Origin of the sequence: Nonomuraea sp. NPDC049709, assembly GCF_040674815.1 — a bacterium.
Lineage (GTDB): Bacteria > Actinomycetota > Actinomycetes > Streptosporangiales > Streptosporangiaceae > Nonomuraea.
Genome location: NZ_JBFANM010000013.1, coordinates 38,372 through 54,011, shown reverse-complemented (window position 1 = coordinate 54,011; position 15,640 = coordinate 38,372). Strand labels below are relative to the sequence as shown.

The 15,640-nt window shown below is 73.0% G+C and carries 14 protein-coding genes; 12 read left to right on the top strand and 2 right to left on the bottom strand.

Annotated features, from left to right (window positions below):
* The first annotated feature begins 52 nt into the window (after positions 1-52).
* Positions 53-1,678, top strand: coding sequence for a hypothetical protein (locus AB0J69_RS15110; protein WP_364117133.1), 1,626 nt, complete (start codon positions 53-55; stop codon positions 1,676-1,678).
* Between the two features lie 104 nt (positions 1,679-1,782).
* Here the strand turns inward: AB0J69_RS15110 and AB0J69_RS15105 are convergent, their stop codons facing one another.
* A complete protein-coding gene (locus tag AB0J69_RS15105) occupies positions 1,783-2,973 on the bottom strand; it encodes a helix-turn-helix domain-containing protein (RefSeq protein WP_364117132.1) in 1,191 nt (396 codons plus the stop codon).
* 187 nt (positions 2,974-3,160) lie between these two features.
* Here AB0J69_RS15105 and AB0J69_RS15100 point away from each other — a divergent pair, with 187 nt between their 5' ends.
* From AB0J69_RS15100 to AB0J69_RS15050, 11 genes are all read left to right on the top strand, one after another.
* A complete protein-coding gene (locus AB0J69_RS15100) occupies positions 3,161-3,937 on the top strand; it encodes an ABC transporter ATP-binding protein (protein ID WP_364117130.1) in 777 nt (258 codons plus the stop codon).
* Between the two features lie 23 nt (positions 3,938-3,960).
* Positions 3,961-4,731, top strand: a complete 771-nt coding sequence (locus AB0J69_RS15095) for an ABC transporter ATP-binding protein (protein WP_364117386.1) — start codon at positions 3,961-3,963, stop codon at positions 4,729-4,731.
* Entirely contained in the window at positions 4,728-5,618 is an 891-nt protein-coding gene (locus AB0J69_RS15090; protein ID WP_364117128.1) for a branched-chain amino acid ABC transporter permease, read from the top strand. Before AB0J69_RS15095 ends, AB0J69_RS15090 begins: the two co-directional genes overlap by 4 nt.
* Positions 5,611-6,708, top strand: coding sequence for a branched-chain amino acid ABC transporter permease (locus AB0J69_RS15085; RefSeq protein ID WP_364117126.1), 1,098 nt, complete (start codon positions 5,611-5,613; stop codon positions 6,706-6,708). The genes AB0J69_RS15090 and AB0J69_RS15085 overlap by 8 nt, the downstream gene beginning before the upstream one ends.
* The gene (locus tag AB0J69_RS15080; protein ID WP_364117125.1) at positions 6,698-7,969 is read left to right on the top strand and encodes an ABC transporter substrate-binding protein; all 1,272 of its coding nucleotides are present in this window, start codon (positions 6,698-6,700) and stop codon (positions 7,967-7,969) included. Before AB0J69_RS15085 ends, AB0J69_RS15080 begins: the two co-directional genes overlap by 11 nt.
* A gap of 2 nt (positions 7,970-7,971) precedes the next feature.
* Positions 7,972-8,733 carry an ABC transporter ATP-binding protein gene (locus AB0J69_RS15075; RefSeq protein ID WP_364117124.1) on the top strand — a complete coding sequence of 254 codons (762 nt, stop codon included), beginning with the start codon at positions 7,972-7,974 and terminating at the stop codon, positions 8,731-8,733.
* Positions 8,730-9,404 carry an ABC transporter ATP-binding protein gene (locus tag AB0J69_RS15070; protein ID WP_364117122.1) on the top strand — a complete coding sequence of 225 codons (675 nt, stop codon included), beginning with the start codon at positions 8,730-8,732 and terminating at the stop codon, positions 9,402-9,404. The genes AB0J69_RS15075 and AB0J69_RS15070 overlap by 4 nt, the downstream gene beginning before the upstream one ends.
* A gap of 4 nt (positions 9,405-9,408) precedes the next feature.
* Positions 9,409-10,266 (top strand): branched-chain amino acid ABC transporter permease, encoded by an 858-nt coding sequence (locus AB0J69_RS15065; RefSeq protein WP_364117120.1) that lies wholly within the window; start codon positions 9,409-9,411, stop codon positions 10,264-10,266.
* The gene (locus AB0J69_RS15060) at positions 10,263-11,279 is read left to right on the top strand and encodes a branched-chain amino acid ABC transporter permease (protein ID WP_364117119.1); all 1,017 of its coding nucleotides are present in this window, start codon (positions 10,263-10,265) and stop codon (positions 11,277-11,279) included. The genes AB0J69_RS15065 and AB0J69_RS15060 overlap by 4 nt, the downstream gene beginning before the upstream one ends.
* A gap of 42 nt (positions 11,280-11,321) precedes the next feature.
* Entirely contained in the window at positions 11,322-12,599 is a 1,278-nt protein-coding gene (locus tag AB0J69_RS15055; protein WP_364117118.1) for an ABC transporter substrate-binding protein, read from the top strand.
* 62 nt (positions 12,600-12,661) lie between these two features.
* A complete protein-coding gene (locus AB0J69_RS15050) occupies positions 12,662-14,062 on the top strand; it encodes a glycerophosphodiester phosphodiesterase family protein (protein ID WP_364117116.1) in 1,401 nt (466 codons plus the stop codon).
* 88 nt (positions 14,063-14,150) lie between these two features.
* Here AB0J69_RS15050 and AB0J69_RS15045 read toward each other — a convergent pair whose 3' ends face one another.
* The gene (locus AB0J69_RS15045) at positions 14,151-15,623 is read right to left on the bottom strand and encodes a hypothetical protein (protein WP_364117114.1); all 1,473 of its coding nucleotides are present in this window, start codon (positions 15,621-15,623) and stop codon (positions 14,151-14,153) included.
* Positions 15,624-15,640: the final 17 nt, after the last annotated feature.

Genomic DNA, 15,640 nt, shown 5'->3' with positions numbered 1-15,640 from the left:
CATTCGCAAAGCGTGCCTACCGACCGTGTGCGGCCTGCTACTTGTCGTTGTCATGCTTGTTGGTGAGATCGCCTGTGCGCCCGCTGGAGGCGCTGACGAGGCTGGGGCCGCGGAAGCCCACTCGATCGGCCGGCGCCGGTGCGCCCTGCTCGCGGTGGCCGTCCTGGCCGGAACCGCGCTCTCGGGCGGGGTTCCCGCCGCCGCTGCCGCTCCCCGGCCCAGCACGGCCGCGGTGGAGACCTATCTGGAGCAGATCCGGGACGAGCCCGGCCGGCTGGAAGCGTTCCTGACCGAGCTGCCCAAGGGCGCCGATCTGCACACGCACCTGTCCGGAGCGGTGCCCACCGGCCGGTTGCTGGAGTGGGCGATCGATGACCGGTTGTGCGTCGACGAGCGCATGGTCGCCGTGGCACCCCCGTGCCGGTCCGGCGCCCGGCCGGCCGCCGATGCCCGTACCGACCGGGCCTTCCGGGACCGGATCATCGCCGCCTGGTCGATGAAGGGCCACAGCGAACGCTCCGGCGAGTCCGGTCACGACCACTTCTTCGCCACCTTCGCCAAGTTCGGCGCCGCCTCCGAGAACAAGCCACGGATGCTGGCCGCGATCGCCTCCCAGGCCGCCGCCGAGCACACTTCCTACCTGGAACCGCTGATCAGCCGGCAGAGCGAGGCGATCAAGAAGCTCGCCGCCACGGTCACGTGGAGCGAGGACCTGGCGGCGATGACCCGGCAGATCACCGCCAAGCCGGAATTCGACCGCATCGTCGCGGCCGCCGACGCCGAGACCGACGCCGACCTGGCCCGGACCCGCGAGCTGCTCGGGTGCGACACCGCCCGCCCGGATCCCGGCTGCGCGGTGGACATCCGCATCGATCACCAGGTGGCCCGCATCGGCGAGCCGGCCCGGGTGCTGACCAACCTGCTGGTCGGCTTCGCCCTGGCCGAACGCAACCCCCGCGTGGTCGGGGTGAACCTGGTCCAGCCCGAGGATGACCCCAAGGCCATCAGCGAGTACGGCCGCCAGATGCGGATGATCGCCCACCTGCGCCGCTCGTACCGCACCGCCCGGGTGAGCCTGCACGCCGGCGAGCTCACACCGCAGTTCGCCGGCCCGGCCGCGCTGCGGTCGCACATCCGCCAAGCCGTTCTCGTCGCCCGCGCCGACCGCATCGGCCACGGCGTCGACATCGCCGGCGAGGACGACTCCACCGACACCCTGCGCACCATGGCGGCCCGGAACACCCTGGTGGAGATCAATCTCACCAGCAACTGCCAGATCCTGCGCGTGTGCGGCAGCCGGCACCCCTTCGCGCTCTACCGGCGGCACAGCGTCCCGGTCGCCCTGTCCACCGACGACCAGGGCATCGAGCACACCGACCTGAGCCACGAGTACGCCCGCGCCCTGCGCGACTTCGACCTCACCTACGCCGACCTGAAGACCCTCGCCCGCACCTCGCTGGAGCACGCCTTCCTGCCGGGCGCCAGCCTGTGGCGCGCGGTGGGCGAGCACCGGCCCGTCGCGGCGTGCGCCGGCCAGGTGCCCGGAACCGACCGGCCCGGCGGCGCCTGCGCCGCGTTCCTGCGCGCCAGCGACAAGGCCCGCGTCCAGTGGCAGCACGAGTCGGACCTGCGCCGCTTCGAGCAGCGTTACACCGCATCGCCCGCACCGTCACGGTAACCGGTGTCCGCCCCGGGTGCTTGATCCGTGGCGCCCGCCGCGCCCGCGCCACGGATCAAGCACCCGGGGCTCGTCCAGAGCCCGGGAGCCGCGGGGCGGGCAGGCTAGCGTTCGCTTCCCAGCAGGCGCACCGCCTCCAGCGCCAGGGCCAGGTCCACGATGTCGCGCGGCCGGGTGAGCGAGCGGCCGGTGAGCTGCTCGATCCTGCGTACCCGGTTGATGATCGTGTTGCGGTGGCAGAACAGCCGCCCGGCGGCCCTGGCGGCGGAGCCGTCGCAGGCGAGCCACGTCTCCAGCGTGGCCAGCAGCGTGTCCCGGTCGGCGGGGTCGAGCGCGAGCAGCCGCCCGAGCGCGCCGTCCACGAGATGGCCGGTGACGCCGGCCTGGCTGATCATCAGCACGGCCGGGACCCGCTCGTCCAGGCGGGCGATCTCCGGTCCCCCGTCCACGCACGTCCGCATGGCCAGGGAGGCGAGGTCGTGCGCGCTCCGTACCTGGTCCAGGCCCTCCACGACCGGGCTCACGCCGGCCACGCCGCTGACGATGAGGCTCAGCTCCTGGCACAGCTCGTCCAGCGTGGCCTGGCCGAGCGCTACCACGGCGACCTCGTGTGCGGGGCGCATCCGCCACATCAGCCGCATGGCGCCCAGGGTCGCGGGCAGCCGCACGTCGTGGTGGCGGGGGAAGCGGACGGTGACCACGGCGTAGCGGCCCCGCTCCGGCAGGTCGAGGGCGGCCGCGGCGGTCCGTACGACCCCGGTGTCGGCGGTGCCGTCGAGCAACGCGTCGAGGAGGGCGTTGACCCGCTCCTGGCTGCGGCCGAGGATCTCCTGCTCGCGCCGGCCGTAGATGTCGCAGGCCACCATGGACTGCCGGTCGATCGCGTGCCACACGTGGCCGGCCGCGCGGACCAGGACGCCCAGCCGCTCGGGGCGCTCCCGCTCCATGTGCTCCACGATCGCCGACCAGGTGACCTGGCCGGCCAGGCGGTACATGCGCAGCAGGGAGTCCAGCGGCAGCCCCTGCTCCGCCCTGCGCTGCGCCATGGATGCGGTGAAGACCAGGTCCCGCCGCTCCGAGGGCTCCTGGAGGATCGCCGTGATGCCCTGGCGCACGCCTTCGAGGGTGCTCTTCCAGTGCTCGTCGTAGGGGACGCAGGCGCAGTAGGCCGCGTCACCGCCACGCGTCCGGCTGACCAGTTCGTCCGTCAGCGCGGGCAGGCGTTCGAGCAGGGCCCTGGCGGCGGTGTGCAACGTCTGGCGGACGTCCTCGTCCACGACCGAAGAGGGACGCATCCCCCGAGGCTGCCATCCCCCTTCTACTAGAACAAGGCTCTGTAGCGTTTTGTGATCTGCCGTTGTGCGGCTGCACAACCGGCCCGGGGCCGGGATGGGCAGGGAGCCTGACTTCACCCCGGCATCTGGACGACGGTGCACGTCAAAGGTTTGGGTGAGCCGGCATGAGGTCTTGTGAGGAGATCGAATGGCGGAGCTGACCGTGGACGATCTCGCGGTGGACTACGGTCCCGTCCGGGCTCTGGACGGGGTCTCCATCCGCGTCCCGCCGGGGTCGGTCGTGGCCGTGCTCGGCGCGAACGGCGCGGGGAAGACGACACTGCTGCGCGCGGTGTCGGGAACGCTCCGGTTCCAGCGCGGGCGGGTGGCCAGGGGCTCGATCGGGATGGACGGCACGCGCATCGACGGGCTGGCCGCCGCGACCGTGGTACGGCGGGGCGTCACGCACGTGCCCGAGGGCCGCCGCGTCTTCGCCCGCATGACGGTGGAGGAGAACCTGCGCGCGGGCGGCATGGGCACCCCGCGCAGGGCCGCGGGCCGGGCCAGGGAGCGGGTCCGCGAGCTGTTCCCGGTCCTGGCCGAGCGGGCCCACCAGCGGGCGGGGCTGCTGTCGGGCGGCGAGCAGCAGATGCTGGCCATCGGCAGGGCGCTGATGGCAGAGCCGTCGGTCCTGCTGCTCGACGAGCCGACGCTCGGCCTGGCACCGCAGATGGCGGCCAGGATCGCCGCGACGATCAGGACGATCAACGAGGCGGGCACCTCGGTGCTGCTCGTGGAGCAGAACGTCGCCACGGCACTGTCGCTGGCCTCGTACGTGTACGTGCTCGAGGTCGGCTCGGTCGCGCTGGAGGGACCCGCGGCCACGCTGGCGGACAGCGACGAGGTCAGGCGCCGCTACCTGGGTGTCGGCGGGGAGTCGCCGGTGCTGGAGGTCAGGGCCGGGCTGTCGAGGTGGTCCGCGTGACCCCGACGTACCGACCGGGTGGTATGCCGGCGCTGGAGGTCCGTGACGTGACGGTTCGGTTCGCCGGTCTGACGGCTCTCGACGGCGTCGGCTTCACGGTCGCGCCCGGCACCGTGCACGCGATCATCGGGCCCAACGGCGCCGGCAAGTCGACCTGCTTCAACGTGCTGTCCGGGGTCTACAAGGCCACCGCGGGCAGCGTCCGGTTCGGCCGGGACGAGCTCACCGCGCTGCGCCCGCACGAGGTGGCGGCGCTCGGCGTCGCCCGCACCTTCCAGAACATCGCGCTCTCCCCCCGCCTGCCGGTACGCGACAACCTGCTGCTGAGCCGCCACCGGCTCACCCGTGCCGGCTTCGTGTCGGCCGGGCTCGGCCTGCCGCGCGCCCGCCGCGAGGAGCGGGCCCACACCGCCCGGGTGGTGGAGATCGCGGAGTTCGTCGGGATCGCCCCGCTGCTGGCCACCCCGGTCGGCCTGCTCCCGTACGGCGTGCAGAAGCGGGTGGAGCTGGCCCGGGCGCTGGCGATGGAGCCCCGGCTGCTCCTGCTCGACGAGCCGGTCGCCGGGATGAACAGCGGCGAGCGGGTGGAGATGGCCGAGCTGATCGTCTCGGTCAGGGAGAGCCTGGGGATCTCCATCCTCCTGGTCGAGCACGACATGGGCATGGTCATGCGGCTGGCGGACCGGGTCACCGTCCTGGACTTCGGCCGCCGCATCGCCGACGGGCCGCCCGCCGAGGTGCAGAACGACCCCCAGGTCATCGGCGCGTACCTGGGCGCAGAGGAGGTTGTGTGATCACATTCCTGGAGCTGCTCGTCAACGGGATCTCCATCGGGGCCGTCTACGCGCTGATAGCGCTGGGCTTCGTCGTCATCTTCAAGGCGACGGAGGTGGTCAACTTCGCGCACGCCTCGCTGCTGCTGGCCGGCGGCTACGTGGTGGCGCGGCTGCACCCGTACGTCGGGTTCTGGCTCGCGCTGCTGATCGGCGTCTGCGCGGCCGCGGTCATCGGCGCGCTGGTGGAGTTCCTGGTCATCCGCCGGTCCAAGGCCGGCTCGCACAGCGTGCTGGCCATCGTGACCATCGGCGTGGACATCATGCTGACCACCGAGCTCACCCGGCAGATCGGCACCGAGGTGCTGGCCATGGGCGACCCGTGGGAGTCGCGCGTGCTGCACATCGGGGGGATCACGATCGCCGAGACCAGGATCGTCGCGCTGGTCACCGCCGGGGCGCTGATCGGGGCGTTCCTGCTGGCGTTCAAGTTCACCGGCTGGGGCGTGGCGATGCGGGCCACCGCCGAGGACCCCGAGACGGCGGCCCTCATGGGGGTGCGGCTGGGCCGCATCTCGCTCAGCGCCTGGGCGGTGGCCGGCGCGCTGGCCGCGGTGGCCGCGCTGTTCCTGTGCGTCTTCCCCACGCCCGGCCTGGACCGCAGCTCCTCGCTGGTGGCGCTCAAGGCCTTCCCCGCCGCCATCCTCGGCGGCCTCGACTCCACCACCGGCGCCCTGGTCGGCGGCCTGATCGTGGGCGTCACCGAGGCACTCATGACCGGCTACCAGAACGACCTGGCCTTCCTGGGCAGGGGGATCGGCGACGTCTCACCGTTCCTGATCATGATCGTCATCCTGCTGCTGCGGCCCGCGGGCCTGTTCGGGACCAAGGAGCTGGCCCGTGTCTAGGCTCCCCGTGTTCAGGATCGCCGTCCTGCTCGCCTTCGTGGCCGTCCCCTTCTATCTCGAGGGCTTCTGGCTGCAGGCCGGGCTGTTCGCCATGTCGGCCGCGGTCGGCGCGATCGGCATCAACCTGCTGACCGGCGCCACCGGGCAGCTCTCGATGGGGCACGCGTTCTTCCTGGCCGTGGGCGCCTACGCCTACGTGTACTTCGCCGCCGAGCCCACCCGGACGCTGGGCGGCCTGGGGCTGCCCACCCCGGTCGCCGCCGTGCTCGCCGTCGCGGTCGCCGGGGCCGCGGGCGGGCTGTTCAGCCCGATCGCCAGCCGGCTCAAGGGCGCCTACCTCGGCATCGCCACGCTGGCGCTGATCTTCGGGGGCCAGCACCTGCTGTTCAACGCCGAGCCGGTGACGGGCGGGTTCAACGGCAGGGCCGTGCCGCCCATGGAGGTCTTCGGGTTCGCCTTCGCCGACGCGCCCGAGCTGGTCCTGCTGAACGTGCCGTTCGGCGCGCTGGAGCGGCTGTGGTTCCTGGGCGGGCTGACGCTGCTCGCGGCGGCGCTGTTCGCCCGCGGTGTGCTGCGCGGCCGCCCGGGGCGGGCCATGAACACCATCCGCGACCACGAGATCGCGGCCGGGGTGATGGGCGTGCCCGTCACCCGCTACCGGGCCGCGGTGTTCGCCCTGTCGTCCATGTACGGCGGGCTCGCGGGCGTGCTGCTCGCCCTGGTCTTCCAGCGGACCGTGCCCGACTACTTCGGCATCCTGCTCTCCCTCGACTACCTCGCGATGATCGTGATCGGCGGCCTCGGCTCGGTGGGCGGCGCGGTGATCGGCGCCGTCTTCGTCTCGCTGCTGCCGCAGCTGCTCACCCGCTACAGCGACGCCATCCCGCTGGTCGCCGCGCCGGGCACCGCCGGCGTCTCGCCCTCCGAGGCCGCCCGCATCCTGTACGGCGCGGTCGTGGTCATCGTCGTGCTCTTCCTCCCGGGCGGCCTGCTCGGCCTGGTCCCCTCGCTCCGCAGGAGGTTGTCCGGCCTCCGGCCACCCCTGTCACCCACTCCGTCCCCCGACACCAGGAGCTCACATGTCCCGTAACCGCACGGCCGCCCTGTCCGCGCTGGTGGCGCTGGGGCTGCTCGCCACCGCCTGTGCCAGCGGCAAGGCCACCGGTGGCGACCAGGCGCCCGCCACCGCCACCGGCGGCGTCAAGACCGGCCCCGGTGTGACCGCCGACACGATCACCCTCAGCCTGCTCACCGACCTGACCGGCCCGTACGCCTCGCTCGGCAAGAGCCTCACCCAGGCGCAGCAGCTCTACTTCGAGCAGGTCAACCAGGCGGGCGGGATCTGCGGGCGGAAGATCGAGACGATCGTGCGCGACCACGGTTACGACGCGCAGAAGGCGATGGCCTCCTACGCGGAGGTCGCGCCGAAGACGGCCGCGATCCCGCAGTTCATCGGCTCACCGATGGTGACCGCGCTGAAGGACAAGATCACCGCCGACAAGATCCTCACTCTGCCCATGGCGTGGGCGACCGGCCTGCTCGGCAGCGAGGCCATCCAGGTCACCGGCACCACCTACGACGTCGACATGATCAACGGTGTCGACTTCCTGGTGAAGGAGAAGGGCATCAAGGCCGGGGACAAGATCGGTCACCTGTACTTCGAGGGCGACTACGGCGAGAGCGCCCTGGCCGGCTCCAAGTACGCCTCGGACAAGCTCGGGCTCTCCCTGGTGGAGCAGAAGATCAAGGCGACCGACCAGGACATGACCGCCCAGGTGGCGGCGTTCAAGAAGGCGGGGGTCAAGGCCGTGCTGGTCTCGGTCGGCCCGCGCCAGGCCGCCTCGCTGGCGGGCGTCGCCCTGGCGGGCGGGATGGACGTGCCCTTCGTGGGCAGCAACTCCGCCTACAGCCCGCAGCTGCTGCAGACCCCGGCGGCTCCCGCGCTGCTGAAGGACTTCTACTACGTGACCGCGGGCGCACCGATCAGCGCGCCGCTGCCGGCGTACCAGAAGCTCATCACCGACTACCAGGCCAAGTACGCCGGCCAGCCGCTGGACAGCGGCGTCGCGGCCGGGTGGACGGCGGCCATCATCGTCGGCGACGCGCTACGCAAGGCGTGTGACGCCAAGGACCTCAGCCGGGAGGGCATCGTCGCCGCCCACCGGTCGCAGAAGGCGTGGGAGGCCGGGCTGGGCGGGACGCCCATGGACTTCAGCGTCTTCGACCGGCCCGCCTCGCGCTCGTCCTACGTGGTCAAGCCGGACAAGCAGGCCGTCGGCGGTGCCACGATCTTCAAGGAAGCGGCCGTGTCCGATCTCGCCGAAGAGTACTCCGTGCCGTCGGCCGGCTGATCATGGCCGCGTTACTGGAGGTCGGCCGGCTCACCGTGCGGTTCGGTGGGGTCAGTGCCCTGTCGGACATCGACCTCGCCGTCCGCGAGGGCGAGCTCGTCGGCCTCATCGGGCCCAACGGCGCGGGCAAGAGCACCCTGTTCGACTGCCTGACCAGGCGGTGCGAGCCGCAGGAAGGCTCGCTGCGGCTCGGCGGCGAGGAGGTCACCCGCCTGCCCGCCCACCTGGTCGCCGGGCGCGGCATCGCCCGCACGTTCCAGAACACCGCCCTGTTCCCCAGCCTGTCGGTGCGCGAGAACGTCATGACCGGCGCCCACCGGCACGGCCGGGCCGGGTTCTGGGCCGCGGCGCTCGGGCGGGCCGTGGCCGAGGAACACCGGATGGGTGCCGCGGCCGACGTGCTGCTGGACCGGTTCGACCTCACGCGCTACGCCGACCATCCGGCGGGCGGCCTGCCGTACGGGGTGACGAAGCGCGTCGAGATCGCGCGGGCGCTGGCGGGCGGGCCGCGGCTGCTGCTGCTCGACGAGCCCGCGAGCGGGCTCGCCCCCGGAGAGGTGCCGGCGCTCGCCGACCTGATCAGGCAGATCCACTACGAGCGCGGCGTCACGATCATCGTCGTGGAGCACCACATGGACTTCGTCCTCGCGCTGTGCCGCAGGATCGTCTGCTTCGAGCTGGGCCGCAAGATCGCCGACGGCCCGGCCGGCTCGGTGCGGCAGGACCCCGCCGTCATCTCCGCCTGCAAGGGGATGGCCTGGTGAGCGGCCTCGACGTGCGGGGGCTGCGCGCGGGGTACGGCGCGGCCCGGGTGCTGCACGGCGTCGACCTGGCCGCGGGAGAGAACGAGATCGTGGTGCTGCTCGGCCCCAACGGCGCGGGCAAGACCACGCTGCTGCGCGCGCTGTCCGGGCTGGTCGGCGCCCGGGGCGCGGCCACGCTCGACGGGGTCGCGCTGCTGGGCCGCGCGCCCGACGAGATCGCCAGGCTCGGCGTCGCCCATGTCACCCAGGAGGGCGGCACGTTCGGGCCCCTCACGGTGGAGGAGAACCTGCGCGTCGGAGCGTACGCCCGGCGGCGGCCGCGCCGCGGCGTCGCCGAGGACCTGGCGCGGGTGTTCACCTACTTCCCCGGGCTCCAGGCGCACCTGGGGCAGCCCGCCGGCACGCTGAGCGGCGGCGAGCAGCGGATGCTGGCCATCGGCAGGGCGCTGGTGGCGCGGCCGCGGCTGCTCCTGCTGGACGAGCCGACGCGCGGCCTGGCACCGCCGCTCAGGTCCAGGCTGTTCGGCACCATCCACGCCATCAACCGGCACGAAGGAACCATCATGATCATCGTCGAGCACAACGTGGCGGCGGCGCTGGAGGTGGCGCACCGGGCCTACCTCGTCGAGTCAGGCCGGATCGCCGGCCTGCGGGAACGTCGCAGGTGGTGACCGGATGTTCGGCCAGCAGCTCTTGGAGGGGCTCGGAGCGGGCGCGGGATACGCCGCCCTCGCGCTGGCCCTGGTGCTCACCTACCGGTTCACCGGGATCGTCAACTTCGCACAGGGCGAGCTGGCCATGCTCGCCACGTACGTGGCCTGGCAACTGGTCGACTCCGGGATGCCGTACTGGGCGGCGCTGCCGGTGACCGTGGCCGTCGCGTTCCTGGCCGGGGTCGTGACCGAGCGGACCGTCATGCGGCGGGTGGAGGACCGCGCGGGCGAGCTCACGCTCGTGGCGACGACGATCGGCCTGTACGTCACGGTGAACGCGATCGCCGCCCTGGTGTGGACCTCGGCCCTGCGCGCCTTCCCCAGCCCCTTCCCCGACGGCCCGGCCGGGGTGTCCGCGCTCGTGGCCGCGTGCGTCGCCGGGCCGGTGCTCGGCGCGGTCGCCCTGGTCGTCCGGCACACCGGCCTCGGCCTGGTGATGCGCGCCGTCGCCGCGGACCCGCGGTCGGCCCGGCTGTCGGGGGTCCGGGTCGGGCGCGTGCTGGCCCTGGGCTGGGGCGCCGCCTCGGCCATCGGCGCGGTCTCCGGCGTCCTGCTCGCTCCGATCCTCTTCCTGGAGCCCACCATGATGACCGGCGTCCTGGTCTACTCCTTCGCCGCCGCCACGCTCGGCGGCCTGGACAGCGCTCCGGGCGCGGTCGCCGGCGGGCTGATCGTCGGGGTCACCGAGACGCTGGCGGGCACGTACCTGGGCTTCGTCGGGGCGGATCTGAAGATCGCGGTGCCGCTGGTGCTCATCGTCGCCGTGCTGCTGCTGCGACCGCAGGGCCTGTTCGGCTCGGCGCCCGTGGAGCGGGCGTGAACACGGTTCCCGGACTCGTCCCCGCGGGCCACCGCAGGCTGCCCGTCGGCCAGGCGGCCGGGGACCGGCGGCAGGTGTGGCCGTGGCGGCGCGCCGGGCTGGGCGCTCTGGCGGCGGGCGCCGTGGCGCTGCCGTTCGTGCTGCCGCCGTACCTGTTGTTCCAGGCCACGCTCGTGCTCGTGTACGCCGTCGCGCTGCTCGGCCTGGACCTGGTGGTGGGGCGCGGCGGGCAGATCTCCCTGGGCCATGGCGCGTTCTTCGGCGTCGGCGCCTACACGGCGGCCGTCATGATCGCGCAGTTCGGCCTGCCGTACCCGCTGACTTTGCCGGTCGCGGCGCTGCTCACCTTCGGGCTCGGCTGGGCGGCCGGGCTGCCCGCGCTGCGGCTGCGCGGGCTCTACCTGGCCATGGTGACCTTCGCGGTCGCCGTCGTGCTGCCGCCGCTGCTCAAGCGCTTCCCGGCGATCACCGGCGGGGCGATGGGGATGCCCGTGCCCACGCCGCGGGCGCCCGTGCTGGACGACGACCAGTGGGTCTACTTCCTCGTCCTCGGGGTGACCGTCACGGCCTTCGCCGGGATCCGCAACCTGACGGCCTCGCGGGGCGGGCGGGCGCTCACCGCGATCCGGGAGCACCGGGCGGCGGCCGAGGTGCTCGGGATGCGCCCGGCGACCCACATGACGCACGCCTTCGCCTGGAGCGCCATGTACGCGGGCACGGCGGGCGCCCTCTACACCTGGACGGCCGGCTTCGTCTCCCCCGACTCCTTCGCCCTCAGCCTGTCCATCACGCTGCTGGCCGGGGTGGTCATCGGCGGCCCGGCCACGCTGACCGGGGCGCTGCTCGGCGCGTTCGTCGTGATGGGCGTGCCCGCCGTGGCCCGGGAGTTGAACCCGGCCGCCCCGGGCGTCATCTCCGGCCTGCTGATCGTCCTCGTCGTCTACGCGGCGCCGACAGGGCTCACCGGCCTGCTGCGCCGGGCCGCCTGGAGCGTCGCCGGGAGGCGCACATGAGAACTGCTGGGAGGCGCACATGAGAACTCTCGGGAGGCGCACATGAGAGCTGGGGTCGTGCCGCTGGCCAGATGTCTCGTCGCGTCGCTCGTCCTCCTGGCGTCGGGCTGCCGGCCGGCGGCCGGCGAGGTCACGCTCACCGGCGACTGCGCTGGCCAGGTGGGCACCGGGATGACCGCCGAGTCCGTCAGGGTCGGCGGGATCTACCCGCTGTCCGGGCCCGCCTCCGCCTACGCGGCCGTCGCCCAGGGGGTCCGCGCCTACTTCGACCACGTCAACGCGCGCGGAGGCGTGGAGGGGCGGCGCATCGAGTTCCTGGTTCGCGACGACGCCTACCAGCCCGCCCGCGCGGTGGAGGAGGCTCGCCGCCTGGTGCTGCACGACCGGGTGTTCGCGCTGTTCCAGACGCTCGGCACCCCGTCGACGGCCGCGGTGCGTGAGTACGCCGACCGGTGGAGGGTGCCGCAGGTGTTCGTCGCCACGGGGGCCACCCAGTGGGGCAGCGACACCAGGCGGCCCTGGACGATCGGCTTCCAGCCCAGTTACGTCGCCGAGGCCCGGGTCTACGCCCGCTACCTGGCCGAGGCCAGGCCCGAGGCCCGGGTCGCGGTGCTGTACCAGAACGACGACTTCGGCCACGACCTGCTCGACGGCTTCCGCCAGGCGATCGCCGGCACGTCCGTGCGGCTCGTGGCGGCGCTGAGCTACGAGGTGACCGACCCCAGCGTGCAGGGCCAGCTGGCCAACCTCGCCGCCTCCCGGGCCGACGTCCTGCTCAACGTCAGCACGCCGAAGTTCGCCGCCCAGGCGCTGGCCACCGACGCGGCCATGACCGGCTGGAACCCCCTGCACATCGTCAACGGCGTGGCCGCCTCCCCCGCCGTCCTGCAGCCCGTGGGGTACGCCAAGGTCCAGGGCATCGTGACGGCCGGGTTCCAGAAGGAGCCGGGCGCGCCGGACTGGGCCGACGACCCGGGCATGCACACCTACCTGGCCGCGCTGGCCCGGCACGCGCCCGAGGCCGATCCCGCCGGGCAGCAGGTGGTCTTCGGCTGGACGGCGGCGCAGGCCTTCGTCAAGGTGCTCGAGCGGATGCGCTGCCCCTCCCGTGAGGCCATGCGCGCGGCGATGCGCAGCCTGCCGGACGTCGAGCTCGACCTGCTCCTGCCCGGCATCACGCTCTCCACGGGGCCCGATGACGGGTTCCCGATCGAGTCGATGCAGCTCACGCGCTTGGAGGGCAACCGCTGGGTACGGTTCGGCAAGGTCATCGACACCCGCGCCGAGTTCGGCCCGGTCCCGCCCCAAGATCACCCTTGATTGCGGCGGAGTCCGCCGTCCGTTCACGAGCATGCCATGTCCCTATTACAGGGTCTCTGTCCATGATTCGGAAGTTCCGCCGTACGCTGACCGTCACCGGCCTGGCCTCCCTGGCGGCCGCCGCCACCCTCACCTCGCTCCCTCCGGCGTCCGCCGCGGACGGGTTCGACCGCATACACGAGCAGTTGCTGCGGCACGGCACCGGAGCCCCGCTCATGATCGCCGCCCACCGAGGGCAGTGGCGCGACGCGCCGGAGAACTCCCTGGCCGCGATCCGGGCCGCCGTCGAGGACGGCGCCGAGATCGTCGAGATCGACGTACGGCCCACCCGCGACGGCCACCTCGTGCTCATGCACGACGAGACCGTCAACCGGACCACCAACGGCACCGGCCGCGTCGCCGACCTGACCCTCGCGCAGATCAGGTCGCTCCGCCTCAAGCAGGGCCTGGGCGGCAACCAGGCCGCGCTCACCGGCCACACCGTGCCGACCTTCGAGGAGGCGATGCTGGCCGTCAAGGGCCGGGCCCTGGTCAACCTCGACAAGGGCTGGCCCGTCCGGGAGGCGATGTACGAGGTGCTGAAGCGGACCGGCACCGTGGACCACGGCCTGTTCAAGGGCGCTCCCACGGTGGAGGAGGCCGCCGCCTTCATGGCCCGGGACGCCGAGATCCTCTACATGCACATCATCGACGACAGCACCGCCGGCGTGGTCGGCACCTTCCCCGGCCGCCAGCCCGTGGCGTACGAGGTGGTGTTCGACCGGGCCGAAGATCCGCAGGTCGCTCCCCAGACGCTGGAGAAGATCGCGCGGCACAGCCGGATCTGGATCAACAGCATGTGGTACGGCCTCGCCGCCAGGTACACCGACGAGGCGTCCCTGCGCGACGCGAACCTCGGCTGGCGCGCGCTGGTCAAGACGTACGGCGCGAACATGATCCAGACCGACAACGTCGAGGCGCTGGACCACTGGCGCGACGGCGGCAACCTGTCCCACTGGAGCCGGCAACCCGGCAACCGCACGGTCCGCGTCGAGGGCGAGGACTTCGCGCCGGGCGGCGAGGGTGTCGGCTACCACGACCTCGACCCGAACCGCTGCACCGTGGCCCGCCCCGAGGAGGGCGTGGACATCTGCGACCTCGAGGGCGCGATCGCGGTGAACTGGATCCGCGGCGGCGAGTGGCTCAAGTATCGCTTCGAGGTCAAGCGGCCGGGCCTCTACCAGGTCTCGGCCCGCGTCTCCTCGCCGTACTCACCGGCCGGCACCGTCGTGCTCGACTGGGGCACGGGCACCGGCACCACCGCCGCGATCGCGAACACCACCGGCCACGACGCGCTGACGCTCCAGCCCCTGGAGCGCCGCCGCCTCACCAGGGGCACGCACGAGCTGGTCCTGCGCATGCCGGAGACCGCCTACCAGAACTTCAACCTCGACTACCTGCAGCTCGACCTGATCAACCGCTGACCCCCGAGCCGAACCGCGCCCGCCTCCACGACGGCCTGACGGCGAGCATTCTGCGGCGACGGCGGGCGTCGCCGCAGACGCTCACCGATCAGGGAGCGATGCCCACGCCGCCGCGCCGGGCCAGGGCCCGTTCCCGCTCCGCCGTGAGCGCGGGCCAGTGGCGGCCGCCCGGGCGTGGCAGCACGCGGGAGGCGTAGTCGGCCGGCACGAAGCCGGGATCGTAGTGGCAGCCGGTGCCGTAGACGGTGTCGAACGCCGGGCAGGACGCGGCGAGCGACTCGGGCGTGGGCTTGGCGCCGGTGCGCACCCACCCGGACAGCGCCGAGATCGCGGCGGCGTACTCCGAGGCGCTCAGCGCGCTGTGCTCGCTCTCCCGGGTGAAGGCCTGCACCAGGTGGTCGCCGGCGCGGGCGCCCTCCAGGCTGGCGCGGTAGGCCGCCTCGTGCTCGACGAAGGCCGTGGGGTCGTCGATCGCGTGCATGGTGAGCACGGGCAGGGCGACCGCCCCGGTGACGTCGCTGTCGAAGGACAGGTCCCGAACGGCCGACGGGTCGGCCGAGAACCGCTCGACGCCGGCGTTGAGCGCCTTGTCGTCGTGGGAGCCGGAGTAGCGTACGCCCCGGTTGCCGAACGGGTTCCGGCCGCCGAGCCGCGCGTGCACGATGTCGCGGAACGTGAAGGTGGCGAACCGCAGATGCGACTCCAGCGTGCGCTCCGGGATCCTGGTCACGGCCAGGATGTCGTCGAGGTTGCGCTGCTGCAGGGGCGTACGGGCCTCGGGCTCGAGGTCGTGGCCGGTGCACTCGCTCAGCCGGGCGCGCAGGCCGGTCGACGTCATCGTCGAGTCCGCGCGCAGCCCCATCCACAGCGGATACTGCGGCTCGGTGGGGCGCGGGTGGTTGCGGCAGTAGTACTGGTAGACCACCCGCAGGTCCACCCGGTAGTCGTAGCCGCGCGAGCCGCCCGCCAGCACGCCGCTGGTCAGCAGCACCCCGTCGTACGGCGAGCCCGGCCGGCGGCCGTAAATCTCGGCGACCTTGGCGGCCACGTTGCCGCCCCAGGACTGGCCGTGGACGTAGGTGCGCTGCGGTCGCCCGAACCTCTCGACGAACAGCCGGCGCAGGTTCTCGGTGTCCTCGGCCGCCATCCTGGTGCCGTAGCCGCCGCGCCGGTAGGCCGAGCCCGCCCAGGCGTAGCCCTCGCGGACCAGCACCGACCAGCGGGCCAGGTCGTCGGGGCTGCGCTCGGGGTCGGACGCCTCGGTCAGGTCGGGGCCGCCGTGGGCGTGCATGACCAGCGACCCGTTCCAGTCCGCCGGGATGGCGATCATGTAGTGGGCCCCGTTCCGGTCCTGCCCGCGGTGGCAGGTCGCCTGCGCCGTGAGCGGCTCCGGGCAGGGCACGGTGACCATCGTGCCGGCGGGCGCCGCGGCCGCGGGCGAGCCGAGTGCGGCCAGCAGCGGTCCGATGAGCAGGCCGGTCAGCGCGATGCGCCCGCGCCGGCGGGGTCGGGATCCGAAGGGTGTCCGGGGGGTGCGGCCAGGGGCCTGGCTCGTGTCCACGTAAGTGGTCCTCCTTC

Bases quoted from the DNA above. Each gene is read 5' to 3' on its own strand.
- AB0J69_RS15110 (WP_364117133.1), top strand. From the start codon at position 53: ATGCTTGTTGGTGAGATCGCCTGTGCGCCCGCTGGAGGCGCTGACGAG.
- AB0J69_RS15105 (WP_364117132.1), bottom strand. From the start codon at position 2,973: ATGCGTCCCTCTTCGGTCGTGGACGAGGACGTCCGCCAGACGTTGCAC.
- AB0J69_RS15100 (WP_364117130.1), top strand. From the start codon at position 3,161: ATGGCGGAGCTGACCGTGGACGATCTCGCGGTGGACTACGGTCCCGTC.
- AB0J69_RS15095 (WP_364117386.1), top strand. From the start codon at position 3,961: ATGCCGGCGCTGGAGGTCCGTGACGTGACGGTTCGGTTCGCCGGTCTG.
- AB0J69_RS15080 (WP_364117125.1), top strand. From the start codon at position 6,698: ATGTCCCGTAACCGCACGGCCGCCCTGTCCGCGCTGGTGGCGCTGGGG.
- AB0J69_RS15075 (WP_364117124.1), top strand. From the start codon at position 7,972: ATGGCCGCGTTACTGGAGGTCGGCCGGCTCACCGTGCGGTTCGGTGGG.
- AB0J69_RS15065 (WP_364117120.1), top strand. From the start codon at position 9,409: ATGTTCGGCCAGCAGCTCTTGGAGGGGCTCGGAGCGGGCGCGGGATAC.
- AB0J69_RS15055 (WP_364117118.1), top strand. From the start codon at position 11,322: ATGAGAGCTGGGGTCGTGCCGCTGGCCAGATGTCTCGTCGCGTCGCTC.
- AB0J69_RS15050 (WP_364117116.1), top strand. From the start codon at position 12,662: ATGATTCGGAAGTTCCGCCGTACGCTGACCGTCACCGGCCTGGCCTCC.